Here is a 17,534-nt window from a genome sequence, read left to right on the forward strand (position 1 = left end):
GACCAACTCAAGATTGCTGAGATATCAATGAATTAACCGCGACAGTAATCGTCGCGACCGACGAGATATCAAAATCGCTTTCAGACGGGTCATTCGCATTGAATGGGATCGAAATATCGAATTCCTCCTCAATCGCGAAAATACATTCAACTAGCCCCATGCTGTCTATACCGAGCTCTTCAAGAGTGCTTTCGGGTGTCACGTCGCTCACGTCAAGCAGCGCCTGTGCCGCGATGATCTCGATAATTCGATCCTGAACGCTCATGGGACTTTCCAATGCTGTTCTATATGGGGCTGATCTATCTCTAATTATCCGGCTTTGAAACTGATTTCTGCAAATGCGACAGCACCCGCAGCGCTTTTGGAAGCCGTCTCAGCGCCTTGTATGTTTCCACATGCGTTTCGATTTTCACCGCTGGTGAACCCATCATCACGCGGCCACTCGGTACATTCGACATCACTTTGGTGGCGCCGGTGATAACGACATCGCTTCCGATGTTCAGGTTATCGCCGATACCAGCCTGCCCACCGAGCACCGTTCGATCACCGATAACAGACGAACCGGCGATGCCCACCTGACCGCATAGCAGGCAATCCTCACCAACGATTACATTATGACCTACATGGACGAGATTATCGATCTTGGTGCCACGTCCGATTTTTGTCGGTCGAATGGTGCCTGCGTCTATGGTTGTGCCGGCACCCACCTCTACATCGTTACCAATCTCGACGCCGCCTAATGAATGGATACGGTGCCAGACCGACGAGCTCGGATTGGCGACGACCGCCTCGGAATGCATTTCTTTGCGTGCACGCTCAACGTTCGACTGTTCTTCAGTTACGAATGAAAATCCATCGCTCCCGATCACCGCATTAAATTGAACGAGCGCATTTGTACCGATCACCACGTTCCGGCCAACACGGACGCCGTCGCAGAGCACCGTTCCTGCACCTATTCGAGCGCCGGTGCCAATCGTGACATTCGCGCCGATACGGCATCCCTCACCGATGACCGCTTCAGACCCAACCGAGGTGAATGGACCGACAGACACGTTTGCAGACAGCACTGCATTTGCGTCAATCAGCGCACTGGAGTGAATCCCAGTATACTCCGGTGACGGGTCAAACGCCTGGGTCAGTCCAGCCATGGCGAGCCGTGCGCGCGGCACAAAAATAGCGGCCACGAGCCCCAACGCCCTCCAGTTACACTCAGGCCACACAACAGCGGCCTTCGCGTTTCCCGATGCCAATTTCTCAGCATAGGACGGGTGCATAGCCAGCGCGAGTTGGTTTTCCTTCGCAATACTCGGCTCGGCGAGGCCGGTTACAACAAAATCGAGGTCACCTTCCGCACTTGCGCCTATCGCAGCAGAAATATCTCTCACCGAAATTGTCATATTCATTCCCAGAAAGGGCGGCTTAGCCGTTTACAGCGCCAATTTCGACACCCAGAGCCGCAAGGGCTGCCCAAATCTTTGCGTCGCGTCCGTAAATATCCCGACGGAACTGCAACTCACCATCCGTATGCGTGAAGGCCGTTCGATACGCAAGGTGGACAGGAAGCGGGGTTTCGAGGTTAACTTGCGTTTCTTGTCCAGTCTCAAGGATCGAATGGAAGTAATCGACGGGGTCCGCAGTTTGCTTTGCCAGCAAGGCATAGGCGAAATCAAACGGATCGTTCAACCTGATGCAGCCATGGCTGAAGGCGCGCACTTCCCGTCCGAAAAGGCTCTTCGCCGGTGTGTCATGAAGGTAAATGTTATAGCGATTGGGGAACATGAACTTCACCAGACCCAAGGCATTACTGTTGCTCGGCGGTTGTTTCATCCCGAATGGGAAAGTCGACGCGGTGAACTGCGTGAAATCGACACCAGCCCGATCTATAACGTTGCCGCTCTCATCAATCAGATTGATATAGGACGCAGAGGTAGGATCAGCCTGCAATTGCGGAAGGTATTCGCCGACGATGATCGAGCGTGGCACATACCAACTTGGATTGATGACCATGTAGTCCATGCGATCTGAGAATTCTGGAGATTGGCGATCCGAGGTATTTGCCCCGATCACCGAGCGGGTACGGAAAGTCACCTCCCCATGATCAACAATCGTTGCCGAGAAATCCGCGAGATTTACCCAAATGTGCCGCTCGCCGCGATCACGGTTCATCCATCGCTCGCGCTCAAGGGCCACGACGATTGATTTCAGCCGCTGGTCAACGTCAACATTCACTTCAGAAATCGTGCTGGACCCAGCAATGCCATCAGCAAGCAATCCGTGGCTTTCCTGAAAATCCACAACGGCTGACTGCAATGCTGCGTCGTAGCTACGCCCGACGCTGTTGGGCATATATCCCATCGCAATCAGGCGATCCCGTAGAGCAATGACCCTTGGCCCAGTATCGCCAGGCCTCAACGTATCGGAGCCCTGGATCGTCGGTCCCCATCCGCCATCTGCGAGCACCTGCTCCAACCGCGCTTTTTCGCTCAGAAGCCTTGCATATTCGGGCGTCGACGGAGCCAGCTCGCGGATAAAGGAAAAAGGATCCGGCCCCAACAATCCGGAGAGCAATACTCTATCGTGGTCCCTGTTCACGCGCCGTTTGATGTTATCATCCACCGCCGCCGGCTCAACCAGACCAGATTGGACGGCGTGCCCATAATCGAGGAATGCGCGCGTCAGGCGCACATCTGCCAAGCCAAGTTGATGGTTTGATCGCTCGGACAGAATTAATTCTTCCAGTGCATTGGCATCAAATCGCGAAGCGGGAAGCCCATGCTTTTCTGCGGCATCGAAGGCGGCAAAAAGAGCATTCCGGCGCGCAATTGCATCGGTGTCACTTCCGACCCAGATACCTGCATAGTCACGCGCGCTGTAGAATTCAGCTATGTCCTCGTGCCCCGAAGCTGCTTCCGCAACAGCCACCTTGAAACTCACCGATTGAGCCGCCGCAGCTGTTGCCCCTACGGAAAATACAAGGACCACCGCAAATTGGGCGCATATCCTACGAAAAACCGCACTCATTTTGCCAACCATCACATACATTCTGATACTCGTCTTTCGCGACCGAAACTGCTCCCCCTGAGGTATGCGCAGCAATTTCGGAGGTCCATTCACAAATCCGACATGCCAAAAATTGCTTCGCCGATGTTGCCTCCGCGCCATCGGGCTAGAACCCGGGATCAGTCTGAACCCAGCATTTGCGCAAAAAACTGCCGATTTGTCGCCCAAACGTCAACAAAGCAGCAAGGTGGCTTGGTATATGATTCGAAACATGTCATAAAATGCTCAGCCGCCTGGGGAGATGGCAAACCGCTTGCATGGAAACGGCAAGCATTGGGAATACAGGATTTGTTTCTATGACCACCTTGAGTATGACCCGTCGCGGGCTCCTTCGTGCATTTGCGGCGACTGCGGTAGTTGCTGCGCCGACCTATTCAAATGCATTCGGTTTCCTCCGTGGCGCCGGCGACATACGACGGCTCAAGATGTATTCGGGACGAACGGGTGAAAGCGTTGATACCATTTATTGGATCGAAGGCGATTACATCGACGAAGCAATCCAACAGATCAGCTACTTCATGCGAGACTGGCGAACGGATGAGGTTAAGCGCATCGATACACGCACGATTGATATCATGGCTGCTGCGCACAATATCCTTGATGTTTCCGAGCCGTATATGCTGCTCTCAGGATACAGAACGCCCGCAACAAATGCGATGCTGAGACGGCGCTCGTCCGGCGTTGCACGCAATTCCCTTCACATGCAGGCGCAAGCAGCCGACTTACGTTTGGCAAGCCGCTCGGTTCGTCAAATGGCAAATGCGGCTTCGTCGTGCAACGCCGGTGGCGTAGGCAAGTATTCCGGCTCGGATTTTGTCCATATGGATTGTGGTCCAGTTCGGAATTGGGGCGCCTAAGGCCCCGAACTCAGATCGCGCGGCAAAAGCTTTAGAAAAAGTGCGATATCGTCAGGCTTAGACTGCGCGACGGGCCGACGAAATTGCCGCTTCCTAGTGATGTTTCACGCCCGCCGAATTCAGTGCCGTCAGCGCCAAACGGGTTCGAGTAATTCAGCGACACATCCGTATTATCTCCAAGAGTGTAATTTGCAGTCACGCTCAACAATGCGCTACGATCATCAGCATTAACAATGACAGTCGGTGCGAGCATCAGATCTAGGGTCACAAACGCCTGTGCTCCCGCCGCCCAGAAATTCCGTCCAGCAAAGAAGACCTGCCCCGTTGCCATTCGTGAGGACAAGGCCACAGGCAAAGCAGCCAAAGTCGTATCCGAGGCGGTACCGAAACCATTTTGATAGGCCTCCACAAAATAGGAAACGCCAAGATCTCCAAAGCTGGCAAAGTTGGAGTAGTTCACCACCCAAGACGGATCAATAGAACCGCCAAGCGGATCCCATAGAACGATATCGCCTTTCAACGCGCCCTCACCCAGCGCGCCGCTGCCGCCTAACGCAAAAACCAGATCTCCGCGGTCTTTCGCGAGCATTGCGGTGACGTCGAGCCCACCCACATTTGCATATCCACGCAAGGCGGTTGTGGAGGCATCAGCGCTTACCGCACCGCCGACGATCTCGGGTCGCGGAATATAAACCGCCTGCAAATCCGCACCATTATCAAAGAGATACTGCGCATAGATCATATCCGTACCGGTCTTGTAGCTCCGGTCGATCGCGTTCGGTGAAAACGGCGCAACAACATCGGATGGAGCGAAGACCAGCCCGTTGCCCCAAGTGATTGCCTGCCGCCCTACCTTGAAAACAAAACTGTCCGTGGTCCATGTCAGGTTCAGCCGATCAATGCCCCACTGCAATGCCGTGTCCCCGGAAATGTTTTCCCCGCTGAGGTCGAAAAGAGTCGCTGGGGGTGATGAAGGGCTCATGCCCGCTAATGCAGATTGCAGCGCGATATTGTCACCATTGACCCGATTAACCGCTCCATGCAGCTCAAACTGTCCGCCAAGAAGCTCGGCGTCCACCATCGCCCGCAGGCCTGCACGATTGGTTTGCAGAGAGGAAAAGCCAAGTGCCGCCTCCAGACTAGAGCCATCGGGCCACTGCAAATCGGATCCGAGTTCGACTTTGAATCGCAACTCCTGAGCAAGCACTCCCCCAGCATAGCCGGCAAGCACACATGAAACGATTAATGTCTTAAACGCGCTCATCGGTTGCTATACCCCCGTCCAACATCGTTATGCGCCGCTGGCTGTTTTCAAGCACGCGGGTGTCGTGCGTTCCTATGAGGAAAGTTGTTCCATGCTCCTCATTCAACCGCCTCATCAAGGCGACGAGATCGTAAGCAGTTGCGGAGTCCAGGTTGGCGGTCGGTTCATCGGCCAGTACGATTGACGGGTTACTCACCAATGCGCGCGCAACAGCCACGCGCTGCTGCTGGCCACCCGACATTGCGCCAGGCCTGCGATGCGCCAGCTCTTCAATACCTACATCATTCAAGATCGCCAGCGCTCTGTCCCGCCTCTCTGCCCGTGGCATTCCCTGAAGTTCGAGGACGAACTCGATGTTCTCAGCAGCGGACATCACCGGGATCAAATTGAAGGACTGAAACACAAAACCTATCTTGGTCAGTCGGACCTCCGATAATTCGGCTTTCGACATCTCACCGAGGTTCTCGCCATCAACGATGACTTCACCGCTGCTTGGGCTGTCCAATCCCCCAATCATATTCAGGAGGGTCGTTTTGCCGGAACCCGATGGGCCCGCAAGGGTTGCGAAATCGCCTTGCAGAATATCGAGATCTACCGCCCTAAGCGCATGAACCGCCAGTTCCCCCTTCCCAAAAGTCTTTCGGACACCGCGACACGTTACTATGGCCTGCATCACTTTATCTCCTTAAGTGTCCCTGCGCATCACTTCGACGGGGCTGTATTTCGATGCCTTTCTCGCAGGCCACAGAGCGACCAAAATCCCGAGAATCCAAATGATTAATGAGAAGAGAACAAAACTGCCAAAATGAAAATCCGGATACAAAACATTGCCGCCTTGGATCATTTCCATTGCCTGGGCCCAGCGGCTAAGATCAAGGCCGTCCGAAAGTGACCAAATCGTCAAAGCCGATAATCCGGCGCCAATAAGAACACCTATTCCGATTAGCAGCGCAGACTCTAGCGTCACCATCAGCAAGACCAGCCGAGGCCGCATGCCAAGCGCGCGCAACAGGCCGAACTCACGCATCCGCTCGAACACTGCCATCAGTTGCGTATTGATGATGCCGATAGCCATCAGCGCGAACACCACGCCGAGCCAAATGAAAATGATGCTGCCCATGAACGCATCTGTCGTCGCAAGCAACAAATTAAGGTCTTTCCAGCTCCTTACATCGAGTTCGGGCGCCGCCTCCTTCAAGGTATCGATAGTCGGTTCGAGCGGCGCATCATCTTGCAACGCGAAAACAATTTCAGTCACTTGATCTCGCAAACCCACGAAGGATTGCGCCGCAGACAATCCCGTGAACGCGAAGAAGTCTTCGGTCGCCTGATCAGAGTCAAAAAGGCCTACCACATCGAAACTACGCTCCGACATCGTGCCGTCGGTGTTTTGAGACATCAAGATCACGCGCCGCCCAACGCCCGTCTTCAACTGCTCCGCAAGGTGCAGCCCAATGACAACGCCATCATCTTCATGGCTTGCAAGGTAGCGCCCCTCAACGACCTTTTGGGGAAGCACTGAAACCTGACTTTCCCCTGTGGGGACAACACCTGTCATCGTAACAGGCAGGGTCTTGTATTCGCTCAAAATAACAGCCGGCAGACCGAGCCGACGAGTCCAGCCGGAAAACTGCGCACCTGACAATGCTTCAACCAAAGCCTCGTCAGGCGCCTCCATAACCAGATCAATATTCGGATCATCCATGAACCCTTCGGCATGGATCTGACCAGAACCAGTCAAAATCTGTAGCGCAGTGTCCTTGCTCGATTGCATCCAAGCAATCATGAACGAATTGAAAAACAAGATAGACCACAGACCCACGGATACCACGATGAGTGTGATCGATGTCCTGCGCGGGTTCCGCCAGACGTTCCGCCATGCAAGCGGGAGGAAGGTTCGAAGTGTATCGCTCATCCTGCCATCGCCTCCACAGGTTCGAGCCTCAGAACCCTCCGATAAGGGATGATACCCAGCAATGCGATCGACCCGACTATGGCCACAGGTCCCACCAAAACACGCTCAATCGTCATGATGGGATAGAACCGTGACGGAAGACCCCACTCCGCATAGACATCTCCCATACCCTCGATTCCAATACCGACATTTTGAAAATAGGCTGTCAGAGCGATGCCCAGAACAATGCCACTACCGGCCCCAAGTACCGACAGAAAGACCATTTCGACCCAGACCATACGGCCGATCTGCGCCGGTTTCATTCCAAGCGCCAGCAACATGCCAAATTCCCGTGTTCGCTCCAATACAGACATGTAAAGGGTGTTCAAAATGACGAAAACCACCACAATGACCAATGTCCCATAGACCAATATGGCTGTGGACTGGTCGAGTGAAATGGCCTGCTTAACTTCGGGCCGCAGCACATCCCAACTCAGATAGGTCGCGCCAAACTCCGCTGCGATATTTTCAAGCTCGCCACTCTTGCGTTCAACATGGGGCAGATCACTGCCCTTAACGGCCACTAAATGCGCGGTTCCTTCCATGAAGAACGTTTCGTCGAAACGCGAAAGCGGCATTTGCGCGATCTGACGATCAAGTTCGGGGACACCTGCGCCGAAAATACCGACAAGTGTCAACACGTCGGCGGCAACCGACCCATCAACCGCACTCCCCAACAGCGTAACCTGATCACCCAATTCCAGCCTCAGATTTCGGGCTAACCCCTCGCCCAACACAATACTGGCATCGTCGTCGGGCTGCAGTGGGCGGCCCGACTTTATCATCGTCGAAATCTTCGCGACCTGAGGATCGGCTTCCGGATCTAAGCCAATGATCGCAGCGGCAAAGCTCCGCTCGCCATGCGCCAACAAGCCGAATCCATTCGCTCGAACGGCAGCGGCATCGATGCCGCCAATTTCGCGAGCGCGTTCGGCTATCTTGTAGGGCTGCTCCAGCGTCGTCGCCATATCAGGCGAGTCGTTGTAACCCTCCGCCTGAAACTGGCCATAGCCGTCATTAATCCCCAGCATGCTTTCCTTCATCGTGTCGTAAGAACCGAACTGGAAAGACACCATGAAAACCAACAGCATTGAGGTGAACGACATACCCGTCACCGACAGCAGCGTTCTCGTCGGCTGTCTCCAAACATTGCGCCAAGCGATAGCAGTGATCATATCAGTCCCGCGGATTTTGCAGGTTCGAGCGCGTGAAGAGGTAACTTGGAATATCGATATTGAATTCCGCATCGACCGTTCTGACGGTCGTATATTCGCCAGGTTCATCATCTCGGCGCATCGTCATCTCTACAGGATACGGCCGCCCACCAAGTGTGCCGATGCGCCCTGATCGCATTTCACGCACGCGTTTCCCGAGCTGATCGAAATACTCCACAGACAGCAACACCCCATCGCTGCGCACAGTTAAAACCTGTTTACCCCACACAACCGGAACGCCACGCTTCGGAACAGACTCGATGACGTAGGCTTGCGCGCCCGAGACTGTGCGCGTCTCAAGAACGCGATGTGTATAATCGTCGATCACGCCTTCTGAACGGGCGAGATCATCATATGAGAAATCCGACCCCATCCAGCTCTGCGACATCGCACTCGCAGGTAGTTTGATAATCTGGTTGAGCCGCGGATTGAAAACGTATGTCGCCCCATCAAGCTGCAAGGTAGCGTTGCCCGCATCTCGCGCCGGCGCTGTAAAACGGACGAGCGCACGATCTTCCCCTTGAGTCCAGCTTTCAAAGGTCATTGTGCGCGTCCCATTGCTGCGCTGAACGACCATCTCAACTTTTGCGTACGAACTATCCGCGCGCCAATTATCAAAGGCCGCGCGCAGTATTTCGCGCGCATCTTGTGCAAGAACGGCGCTTGGCAAAATCGCGACCAATATCGTTCCACCTAATGCAGAAAATAGTGTTCGACGGGTGAAATATCCGGTCATGCGCACCTCCGATTTGGAAATCGGTCTGTTCAACTCCCAACCGAAAACACATTGAAACGGTAAGGAGCACCATGATCCAAGTCAACTTCAGGCGGAAAGTTGAAAAGTAGACGAGGACAAGGACAGTTATGATTTATTGCTTGCTTCCGCCGCATGACTCGCGATCAGTCGACCAATTAACCAGCCGAAATCCTCACCTTTTCGCATGCAATACCGCATCTCGAAGCGATGGCTTGTCACGGAAGATCGGGGATATGGCGGACCCAAGAGGATTCGAACCTCTGGCCTCTGCCTTCGGAGGGCAGCGCTCTATCCAGCTGAGCTATGGGTCCGCTGAGCCGCTCTATATCGGCACTACTTTAACACCGCAATCGGAAAAGCACCCGTCTTAACAGGAGCTTTTAGCCAAAAAGATCATGGCAAAGCTCTAGGCCGTCGACCAACGCATCCACCTCTGCGCGCGTGTTATACAGCCCAAAGGACGCACGACACGTTGCCGAAACGCCCAAATGCGCCATCAACGGTTGCGCACAATGATGCCCAGCACGCACAGCGATGCCCTTTTTATCGAGAACGGTCGAAATGTCGTGGGCATGCGCTGCCCCATTCATCGTGAATGAGAAGATCGCCGCTTTGTCAGGAGATTTTCCCTGAATATTCAACCAATTCAAACCGCTCAGGCGCTTCTCGGTGTATTCTTTCAGATCGCGTTCGTGGAGAGCGACATTCTCCATACCCAGATCCATCAGATATTCAAGCGCGACGCCCAAGCCGATCTGCTGCACGATCCCAGGTGTCCCCGCTTCGAATTTCATTGGCGGTTCGTTGTAGGTCACAACTTCTTTCGAGACTTCGCGGATCATATCGCCCCCGCCCATGAACGGGCGCATTTCAGCGAGCCGTTCATCCCGAATATAGATCGCACCCGAGCCGGATGGACCATAAAGCTTGTGACCGGTGATGGGGTAAAAGTCACACCCGATATCCTGCACATCGACAGGCGCGTGGACGCTGCCTTGGCTGCCATCGACCAAAGTGGCAACGCCCATTTCTCTCGCGGCGGCGCAGATCGTCTTTACATCGACCTGTGTGCCCAGGACGTTGGAAAGCTGCGTAATGGCGACCAGCTTGGTTTTCTGTCCGATCGCATCAATGACCGCTTGGGCGTCCAGTTCACCTTCCGGCCCGACATCCACCCACTTGAGTACGACACCCAGCCGCTCCCGCAGGAAATGCCACGGCACGATATTGGCATGATGCTCAAGCACTGAGAGGACGATCTCGTCACCCGCCTGAAAGCGCGGCATTGCCCAGCCGTATGCAACGAGATTAATCCCTTCCGTAGTGCCGGTGGTCATCACAATCTCGTCTTCGCTCCCAGCATGCAAGAAACGCTGGATGATGCCGCGGACGCCTTCATACCTTTCCGTTGCGAGGTTAGAGAGGTAGTGCAGACCGCGATGAACATTCGCGTACTCGTGGCTGTAGGCCCGTGTAACTGCGTCAATCACCACGCGCGGTTTCTGGGCGGATGCGCCGTTATCGAGGTAAACCAAAGGCTTACCATTCACTTCGCGCTTCAAAATAGGAAAGTCGGCGCGGACTTTTTCGATATCAAGCATCTGAACGGCCCTTCTCAGCTTCGATCAATCCCAAAATCCAAAACAGAACCAACGCCCCAAGCCAAACCATACCAACAAGCTGTGTACCGATGGCTGCGCCGTTGAACCCCATCAACAAGCCGTAAAGGAGCATTGCAGGAGAGCTCGCCAAAAGCGCCCAAAACAACGCCAACCGAGCACCAAACCACGTCCCTTTTCCGCCCAGCACTTTCGCAATCAGATGGGAAATCCCAGCAATGATGTAGAACATGAGCGGCCAGACAACGATCCAGCTCACAAACTCGTACGATATCAAACGAGACAGCTCGGGGACTTCGGCCCCCGCAGACACCCCTATCCCCTCTGACAAACGTACGAGGCGTGGCCACTGACCGATAAAGATCAACAAACACGCAGCCATAAGAAAAGCCAGTGCGCGATCCTCGCGCTGCCCCATTTCCAGCAGGCGCCGCATCACCTGGCGCGGTGCGCGCCAGGTCCTTAAGATATCCGTTGAAACGGTCATTTAACGCGCCGGTTCAGCCAGTTTGACAAGCGTTCGTACAGATCATCCGCAAAGGCTTTATTCTCAATTTCATCAAGAGCCTCTGCGAGAAACGCGAGCGTAAGTAGGTTCGTCGCTTCATGATGCGGCACGCCGCGCGATTTGAGATAGAACAATGCATCCTCATTGATCGCACCTGATGTTGATCCATGGCTACAGGCAACATCGTCGGCATAAATCTCAAGCTCTGGCTTGGCGAGGAACTGGCTGTCATCATCCAGCAAAAGCGATTGGCTGATCTGATATCCATCAGTCTTCTGCGCATCCGGTCTGACGAGGATTTTGCCCTGAAAGACACCAACAGCACCATTTCGCAGCACTTTCTTGAACACTTGACGGCTTTCGCAGCCAACGGCATCATGGGTGATGAACACCGTGTCGTCGTGAAGGAAGTCAGATCCGTCGCCAACGGCCGCACCTGCAATGTGCGTTACAGCATTATCGCCAGTCAGCTCGATGACACTTTCATTTCTTGTCAGAACCCCGTTCGCTGTAAGCGTGAAGGACTTGTATGTTGATCCCTCACCAAGGCGACCGAACTGTGCGGTGTAGGCGCGACGTTCATGATCGCGGCCCTGCGCCCTGACATGATGAAATGCGCCACCATCAGCAACATCGACCTCCATCACCTTCGAGAAACGGGCGGCAGCAGGTCCGGTTTCCAAAAGTGTGAACTCGGCGCCACCTTCAACCTTGATGCAATGATGTAAGTAGGCGTCTGAAACCTTTGATTTATGTAGATAAATCAAATTTACTGGCTTCGTGACCTTCGCCGTTGCGCGGATGCAAACACCATCGAGCGCAATTGCCGTATTCATCGCGGCCAATGGCCGTGGAACGGCGCCCTGTGCGTTGCGCCCTTCAAGCACCCCAAAGAGGTCTTTGACCCAATGGTCATCGCTTTCGACAGCCTTGGCGAGGCGTTCGATCTCCAAACCCTCAGCAGACAAATCCGACGACGCAGCAGCGTCGAATACACCGTCTACAAAGACGATCTTAATCCGGTCAATCGCATCGAATGCCGGGCCTTCGTCATTCTCGAACAAGGCCGCCTCAGGTGCCTGAGCCACAACAAGCGAGCTTGGATCGGTGTACTTCCAATATTCGTCTCGCCGGTGAGGAAGCCCGGTTTCCGTAAGGCGGGCGAGCGCCTTGTTACGCGCTTCAACCGCCCACGAAGCCCCTTGAGGCACTTCATACTCGGCTAACCGATCAGTTGTCGCGTCAGCCTTGGCCTTTACCAGTGCGGCTCTCGCAACCATCAAACGGCCTCCGCAAGCAGATCGCCATAACCGTTATGCTCCACTTCAAGCGCGAGCTCGGGGCCACCCGTTTTGATAATGCGCCCATTGGACATGATGTGCACAACATCGGGTTTGATGTGGTCCAACAAGCGCTGATAGTGGGTAATAACGAGGAAACCGCGTCCCTCGTCCCGCAGGGCGTTTACACCCTCGGCAACCAGCTTCATCGCATCAACGTCAAGACCAGAGTCCGTCTCGTCGAGGATGCACATAGTCGGCTCCAGCATTGCCATTTGGAGAATCTCGTTTCGTTTCTTTTCACCACCCGAGAAACCAACATTCACCGGGCGCTTGAGCATTTCGGCGTCAATTTTGAGCGTCTTCGCCTTCTCGCGCACAACTTTCAGGAAATCGGCGGCACTCAGTTCTTCCTCGCCACGCGCTTTGCGTTGTGCGTTCACAGCCGTCCGCAAGAATGTCATGTTCCCAACGCCCGGAATCTCGACCGGATATTGAAAGGCCAAGAACAGACCCGCGGCGGCGCGCTCTTCCGGCTCCATCTCTAGGATATCCTCACCTGAAAGGGTGGCCTCACCATCGGTGACTTCATAGCCATCTTTGCCAGACAGGACGTAAGAAAGCGTCGACTTCCCGGAACCGTTCGGCCCCATGATCGCATGCACCTTCCCAGCCTCAACAGTCAGGTTCACACCCTTCAAAATCTGCTTGTCTTCTTCTTCAAGCTTGACGTGTAAGTTCTTAATTTCCAGCATTTTCTTCTCCTCAGCGTAGCTTCACCACGCCAAATAAACCGAATTGTAGAGCGCGTTAGCCCACGGACCCTTCCAAGGAAATCGCAACCAATTGCTGCGCTTCCATCGCAAATTCCATCGGAAGCGCCTGAAGCACTTCCTTACAGAAACCATTCACGACCAGCGCGACAGCCTCCTCCTCGTCCATGCCGCGTTGACGGCAGTAAAAGAGTTGGTCGTCATCAACTTTTGAGGTGGTCGCCTCATGTTCGACACGGCTCGAATTGTTCTTCACCTCGATATACGGAACCGTGTGCGCGCCGCATTTATCGCCGATCAGAAGGCTGTCACATTGCGTGTAGTTGCGACTGTTCTTCGCTTTCGGATGCATGCTCACCAATCCACGATAGGTGTTCTGCGCCTTCCCAGCGCTGATCCCCTTCGAGACAATCCGCGATTTTGTATTGCGGCCAAGATGAACCATCTTCGTGCCGGTATCGGCCTGCTGCATATTGTTGGTGATCGCAATTGAATAGAACTCACCTTGGCTGTCATCGCCACGCAGAATACAGCTAGGGTACTTCCATGTTACAGCCGAGCCCGTCTCCACCTGTGTCCACATCACCTTGGAACGATCGCCGCGGCAGTCGGCGCGCTTGGTCACAAAGTTATAGATGCCGCCCTTGCCTTCCTCATCACCGGGGAACCAATTCTGAACGGTGGAATATTTCACCTCGGCATCTTCTTCGATGATGATTTCGACGACCGCCGCATGGAGCTGCGCGGTGTCGCGCTTCGGTGCGGTACAGCCCTCAAGGTAAGAGACGTACGACCCCTTATCGGCAATGATCAACGTGCGCTCGAACTGTCCGGTATTCTCCGCGTTAATCCGGAAATATGTCGACAGCTCCATCGGGCATCGAACGCCTGGTGGCACATAAACAAAAGATCCATCCGAGAACACCGCACTATTGAGCGTGGCGTAGTAGTTGTCCGACGGCGGAACGACCGATCCTAGGTATTTCTTTACAAGCTCGGGGTGGTTTTTGATCGCTTCCGAAATTGAACAGAAAATAACCCCCGCTTTCTCCAACTCTTTTTGGAAGGTTGTACCCACCGAGACAGAGTCAAAAACCGCATCCACAGCGACTTTGCGCCCTTCTGCTGGCGCATCTTCAGCGCCCTCGACGCCGGCGAGGATCATTTGCTCTTTCAGAGGGATACCAAGCTTTTCATAGGTCGCCAGCAATTTAGGGTCCACGTCATCCAACGACTTCGGCTTCTCCTGCATGCTCTTCGGGCGCGCATAGTAGTACTGATCCTGAAAATCAATTTTCGGGTAGGAAACCATCGCCCAATCGGGCTCTTCAAGGTTTTCCCACCGCGCAAAGGCCTGAAGACGCCATTCCGTCATCCATTCAGGCTCTTCATTCTTATCGGAGATCAAGCGAACAATGTCCGGGTTCACACCTTTCGGTGCGTAATCCATCTCAATCTCGGTTTCCCAGCCGTACTTGTACTTGCCAGACAATTTGGCGACGGCATCCACGGTATCCTGATCGACACCGTCCTTCACCTGACTTTGGTCCAATGCAACCATTTGCTTACCTCTCAAGCGCTGCGTCTGCGCTGTCTCTCCAATTTGTTCGTCCAAGCCTCTGCAAATTGCAGAACTTCGTCCTTCGTCGTTTCAGGGCCGAGCGAAACCCTGACGCTGCAACTCGACTCCTCAACTGAGTAGCCCATCGCACGCAAGGTTCGGCTCGCCTTCACCTTGCCACTCGAGCATGCCGACCCTGCCGATATGGCAAAACCCGCGAGATCCATCGCCATGACCTGAGTTTCGCCTTTCCATCCCGGTGTGACAAAACAGCTGGTATTTGGCAGCCGGCTCACCTCTTTCCCGACAAAAATAGTATCCGGAGAGCCGGCCTCAATGGCCTTTTCTAGAATATTTCTAAATTCTTCAACCTTAGCCCACACACCTTCGGCAAGATCCTTCAAAGCGGCCTCAACAGCTGCCGCGAATCCGGCAATTCCTACAAGGTTTTCTGTACCTGAGCGGCGGCCCATTTCCTGTCCGCCACCGCGGAGATGGGCAACAACATCCACACCTTGCGGGACGATCAATGCGCCGACACCTTTCGGTCCACCAACTTTGTGCGCTGATAGAAATGCCGCGCCGATGCCACTCCAACTAAATGAAAAGGGCACACGACCTATCGCCTGCGTCACGTCAGAAGCGGCAAGCCCTTTCGGCAGATCCTGAATGATACCAGTCTCCGAGTTCGCAAGTTGCAGGGCCGTTCTTTCCGGCTCCATCACGTCAACGCGACCGAACTGATCAACGGGAAGTGACGGCGCGATCCAATTGTGCACGGCGTCATGCTCGATGTCCGCGCCAAGCAGATCCTTATCCCTGAGCGCCAAAGCTGCGGCCTCGGTCGCACCTGAGGTAAAGATGATGTCTGCGTTCCCAGCCCCAAGCGCTTCGGCCAGCTTGGAACGCGACTGTTCGAGTAACGCTTTGGCCGCGCGCCCTTCCGAATGTACGGAAGACGGATTTCCCACCAGATCCATCGCCGCAATCATAGCGGCGCGGGCTTCTGAACGCAGTGGCGCCGTGGCATTATGATCCAGGTACGACCGCATCAGCGCAGCGCCTCTACGCGTGAGCCAGCAATATGAGTTACCCGTTGGTTCATTCGTCAACCACTTCAAAAAGCGCTGGCACCGCCGGACAGGGCGCCAACCCATTGCCAACCACGTCCGAAAGCCGGGCTTGATGCAAAAAGACGTAGACATGGGCCGAAAGCCCTTCCCACAGTCGGTTTGTCAGAGACTGAGCGCGGCTTCCGGATGCCGCTCCGCTTGCGCCCGCGCCTTTGTGCATCGCGCTCACTGTCTCATCTACAGCGCCAAGCACATCTGAGACACGGATTTCAGACGCCGGCCGTGACAGCTTATATCCGCCACCCGGCCCCCTGACGCTCTCGACAAGATCAGCCCTGCGGAGTTTCACGAAAAGCTGTTCAAGATAAGCTAGAGAGATGTCCTGCCGCTTTGAAATCTCTGTTAAAGTGACCAATCCGCCCTCAGGCTGCAAAGCCAAGTCGGCAAGAGCGACCATCGCATACCGGCCTTTTGTGCTCAACTTCATGAAATCGCCTCACATCTCGCGGCTGTTTGGCTCAAATACATTGACGCCCGCCCCAGCCCTGAGTAACCACGGTAAAACCCGACCAGCCGGTTGGGGTTAGAATCTTTCTAAAGTGTCCGAGAGTTTTCGTCAAGAATTCTCCGGATTAAATGACCGAGAAATGGGACACATATGCCCGAAGTAATATTTCCCGGCCCTGAGGGTCGGCTCGAAGGCCGTTATCACCCACAAAAAGATCGTGACGCTCCAATTGCGATCGTTTTGCATCCGCACCCGCAGTTTGGCGGGACGATGAACAATCGCGTCGTCTACAATCTGCACTACGCATTCTACAACATGGGCTTCACCGTTCTGCGCTTCAATTTCCGTGGCGTTGGGCGCAGTCAGGGCGAATATGATCAGGGCATTGGCGAATTGTCGGATGCCGCGTCGGCCCTAGATTATCTCCAGTCCATGAACTCAAATGCAAAGCATTGCTGGGTCGCAGGGTTTTCGTTCGGTGCTTGGATCGGCATGCAGCTCTTGATGCGACGCCCGGAGATTACAGGTTTCATATCGGTGTCTCCGCCCGCCAATATGTACGATTTTTCCTTCTTGGCGCCCTGCCCGTCTTCTGGCCTCATCATCAACGGCACATCGGACCGCGTCGCGCCACCTGCTGATACGCATTCACTCGTGAACAAATTGCACGAGCAGAAGGGCATCACGATTACGCATACAGAAATCGACGGGGCGGGCCACTTCTTCGAAGAACCACATATGGACACGATGCTGGATCATGTCTCGACTTATGTGAAGCGTCGCCTAACGGAGAATACCCGCTAACCATGGCATTTCTGGACGACATGGCGGACGAAATTGCGCAAATGGCGCTTGCTGATGAGGCGCGCAGTGGTGACGATCAAATCGTCGCAAATGTAGGAGAGATCCTAGGCGCCTCATCGCAAACGCTTCAAGAGGCCTATAATACCGCGATCCGCGTGCGGCGCGCGGAAAAACGCGCCAGACAACTGTTGACCGAACGGATGCAAAAACACAAAGCGCGGACCGCCGATTAGGAATTCAAGAAGCGACTAGCGAAATAAAAAAGGCCCTCCAAAATTTCCGGAGGGCCTTTTTGTTTTTAT

18 protein-coding genes and 1 tRNA gene are annotated in these 17,534 nt (G+C 54.4%); 3 read left to right on the plus strand and 16 right to left on the minus strand.

Annotated elements, in window-relative coordinates:
• Positions 1–7: 7 nt before the first annotated feature.
• The 3 genes from AB1E42_RS08940 to AB1E42_RS08950 are packed head-to-tail and all read right to left on the minus strand — an operon-like array spanning position 8 to position 3,021.
• Positions 8–265, minus strand: a complete 258-nt coding sequence (locus AB1E42_RS08940; protein ID WP_368343900.1) for an acyl carrier protein — start codon at positions 263–265, stop codon at positions 8–10.
• A 40-nt stretch (positions 266–305) separates the two neighbouring features.
• Positions 306–1,397 carry a UDP-3-O-(3-hydroxymyristoyl)glucosamine N-acyltransferase gene (locus AB1E42_RS08945; RefSeq protein WP_368343901.1) on the minus strand — a complete coding sequence of 364 codons (1,092 nt, stop codon included), beginning with the start codon at positions 1,395–1,397 and terminating at the stop codon, positions 306–308.
• Positions 1,398–1,419: 22 nt separating this feature from the next.
• On the minus strand, positions 1,420–3,021 hold the full coding sequence (locus AB1E42_RS08950) for a murein L,D-transpeptidase (RefSeq protein ID WP_368343902.1): 1,602 nt from the start codon (positions 3,019–3,021) through the stop codon (positions 1,420–1,422).
• Between the two features lie 335 nt (positions 3,022–3,356).
• Here AB1E42_RS08950 and AB1E42_RS08955 point away from each other — a divergent pair, with 335 nt between their 5' ends.
• A complete protein-coding gene (locus AB1E42_RS08955; protein ID WP_368343903.1) occupies positions 3,357–3,917 on the plus strand; it encodes a YcbK family protein in 561 nt (186 codons plus the stop codon).
• 31 nt (positions 3,918–3,948) lie between these two features.
• Here the strand turns inward: AB1E42_RS08955 and AB1E42_RS08960 are convergent, their stop codons facing one another.
• From AB1E42_RS08960 to AB1E42_RS09020, 13 genes are all read right to left on the minus strand, one after another.
• Positions 3,949–5,181: a hypothetical protein gene (locus AB1E42_RS08960; RefSeq protein WP_368343904.1), complete on the minus strand. Its 1,233-nt coding sequence runs from the start codon at positions 5,179–5,181 to the stop codon at positions 3,949–3,951.
• The gene (locus AB1E42_RS08965; protein ID WP_368343905.1) at positions 5,168–5,854 is read right to left on the minus strand and encodes an ABC transporter ATP-binding protein; all 687 of its coding nucleotides are present in this window, start codon (positions 5,852–5,854) and stop codon (positions 5,168–5,170) included. Before AB1E42_RS08965 ends, AB1E42_RS08960 begins: the two co-directional genes overlap by 14 nt.
• Before the next feature lie 12 nt (positions 5,855–5,866).
• Positions 5,867–7,096 (minus strand): ABC transporter permease, encoded by a 1,230-nt coding sequence (locus tag AB1E42_RS08970; RefSeq protein ID WP_368343906.1) that lies wholly within the window; start codon positions 7,094–7,096, stop codon positions 5,867–5,869.
• Complete coding sequence (locus AB1E42_RS08975) at positions 7,093–8,310, minus strand: ABC transporter permease (protein ID WP_368343907.1); 1,218 nt, start codon at positions 8,308–8,310, stop codon at positions 7,093–7,095. The genes AB1E42_RS08970 and AB1E42_RS08975 overlap by 4 nt, the downstream gene beginning before the upstream one ends.
• 1 nt (position 8,311) lies before the next feature.
• Positions 8,312–9,085, minus strand: coding sequence for an outer membrane lipoprotein-sorting protein (locus tag AB1E42_RS08980; RefSeq protein WP_368343908.1), 774 nt, complete (start codon positions 9,083–9,085; stop codon positions 8,312–8,314).
• Between the two features lie 255 nt (positions 9,086–9,340).
• Positions 9,341–9,417 (minus strand) — tRNA-Arg (locus AB1E42_RS08985).
• A 69-nt stretch (positions 9,418–9,486) separates the two neighbouring features.
• On the minus strand, positions 9,487–10,707 hold the full coding sequence (locus AB1E42_RS08990) for a cysteine desulfurase (RefSeq protein WP_368343909.1): 1,221 nt from the start codon (positions 10,705–10,707) through the stop codon (positions 9,487–9,489).
• Complete coding sequence (locus AB1E42_RS08995; RefSeq protein ID WP_368343910.1) at positions 10,700–11,212, minus strand: YIP1 family protein; 513 nt, start codon at positions 11,210–11,212, stop codon at positions 10,700–10,702. The genes AB1E42_RS08990 and AB1E42_RS08995 overlap by 8 nt, the downstream gene beginning before the upstream one ends.
• Positions 11,209–12,513 (minus strand): SufD family Fe-S cluster assembly protein, encoded by a 1,305-nt coding sequence (locus AB1E42_RS09000; RefSeq protein WP_368343911.1) that lies wholly within the window; start codon positions 12,511–12,513, stop codon positions 11,209–11,211. Before AB1E42_RS09000 ends, AB1E42_RS08995 begins: the two co-directional genes overlap by 4 nt.
• Entirely contained in the window at positions 12,513–13,268 is a 756-nt protein-coding gene (gene sufC / locus AB1E42_RS09005; RefSeq protein WP_368343912.1) for a Fe-S cluster assembly ATPase SufC, read from the minus strand. Before sufC ends, AB1E42_RS09000 begins: the two co-directional genes overlap by 1 nt.
• A 55-nt stretch (positions 13,269–13,323) precedes the next feature.
• Positions 13,324–14,847: a Fe-S cluster assembly protein SufB gene (sufB, locus tag AB1E42_RS09010; protein ID WP_368343913.1), complete on the minus strand. Its 1,524-nt coding sequence runs from the start codon at positions 14,845–14,847 to the stop codon at positions 13,324–13,326.
• 11 nt (positions 14,848–14,858) lie between these two features.
• Positions 14,859–15,899, minus strand: coding sequence for a cysteine desulfurase family protein (locus AB1E42_RS09015; RefSeq protein WP_368343914.1), 1,041 nt, complete (start codon positions 15,897–15,899; stop codon positions 14,859–14,861).
• A gap of 49 nt (positions 15,900–15,948) precedes the next feature.
• The gene (locus AB1E42_RS09020; protein ID WP_368343915.1) at positions 15,949–16,407 is read right to left on the minus strand and encodes an Rrf2 family transcriptional regulator; all 459 of its coding nucleotides are present in this window, start codon (positions 16,405–16,407) and stop codon (positions 15,949–15,951) included.
• A gap of 171 nt (positions 16,408–16,578) precedes the next feature.
• On the opposite strand from AB1E42_RS09020, the gene AB1E42_RS09025 reads away from it, so the two are divergent.
• Positions 16,579–17,232, plus strand: coding sequence for an alpha/beta hydrolase (locus tag AB1E42_RS09025; RefSeq protein WP_368343916.1), 654 nt, complete (start codon positions 16,579–16,581; stop codon positions 17,230–17,232).
• A 2-nt stretch (positions 17,233–17,234) separates the two neighbouring features.
• On the plus strand, positions 17,235–17,465 hold the full coding sequence (locus AB1E42_RS09030) for a hypothetical protein (protein ID WP_368343917.1): 231 nt from the start codon (positions 17,235–17,237) through the stop codon (positions 17,463–17,465).
• The last annotated feature ends 69 nt before the right edge of the window (positions 17,466–17,534 follow it).

This window comes from Pelagovum sp. HNIBRBA483, assembly GCF_040931995.1.
GTDB lineage: Bacteria > Pseudomonadota > Alphaproteobacteria > Rhodobacterales > Rhodobacteraceae > JAEPMR01.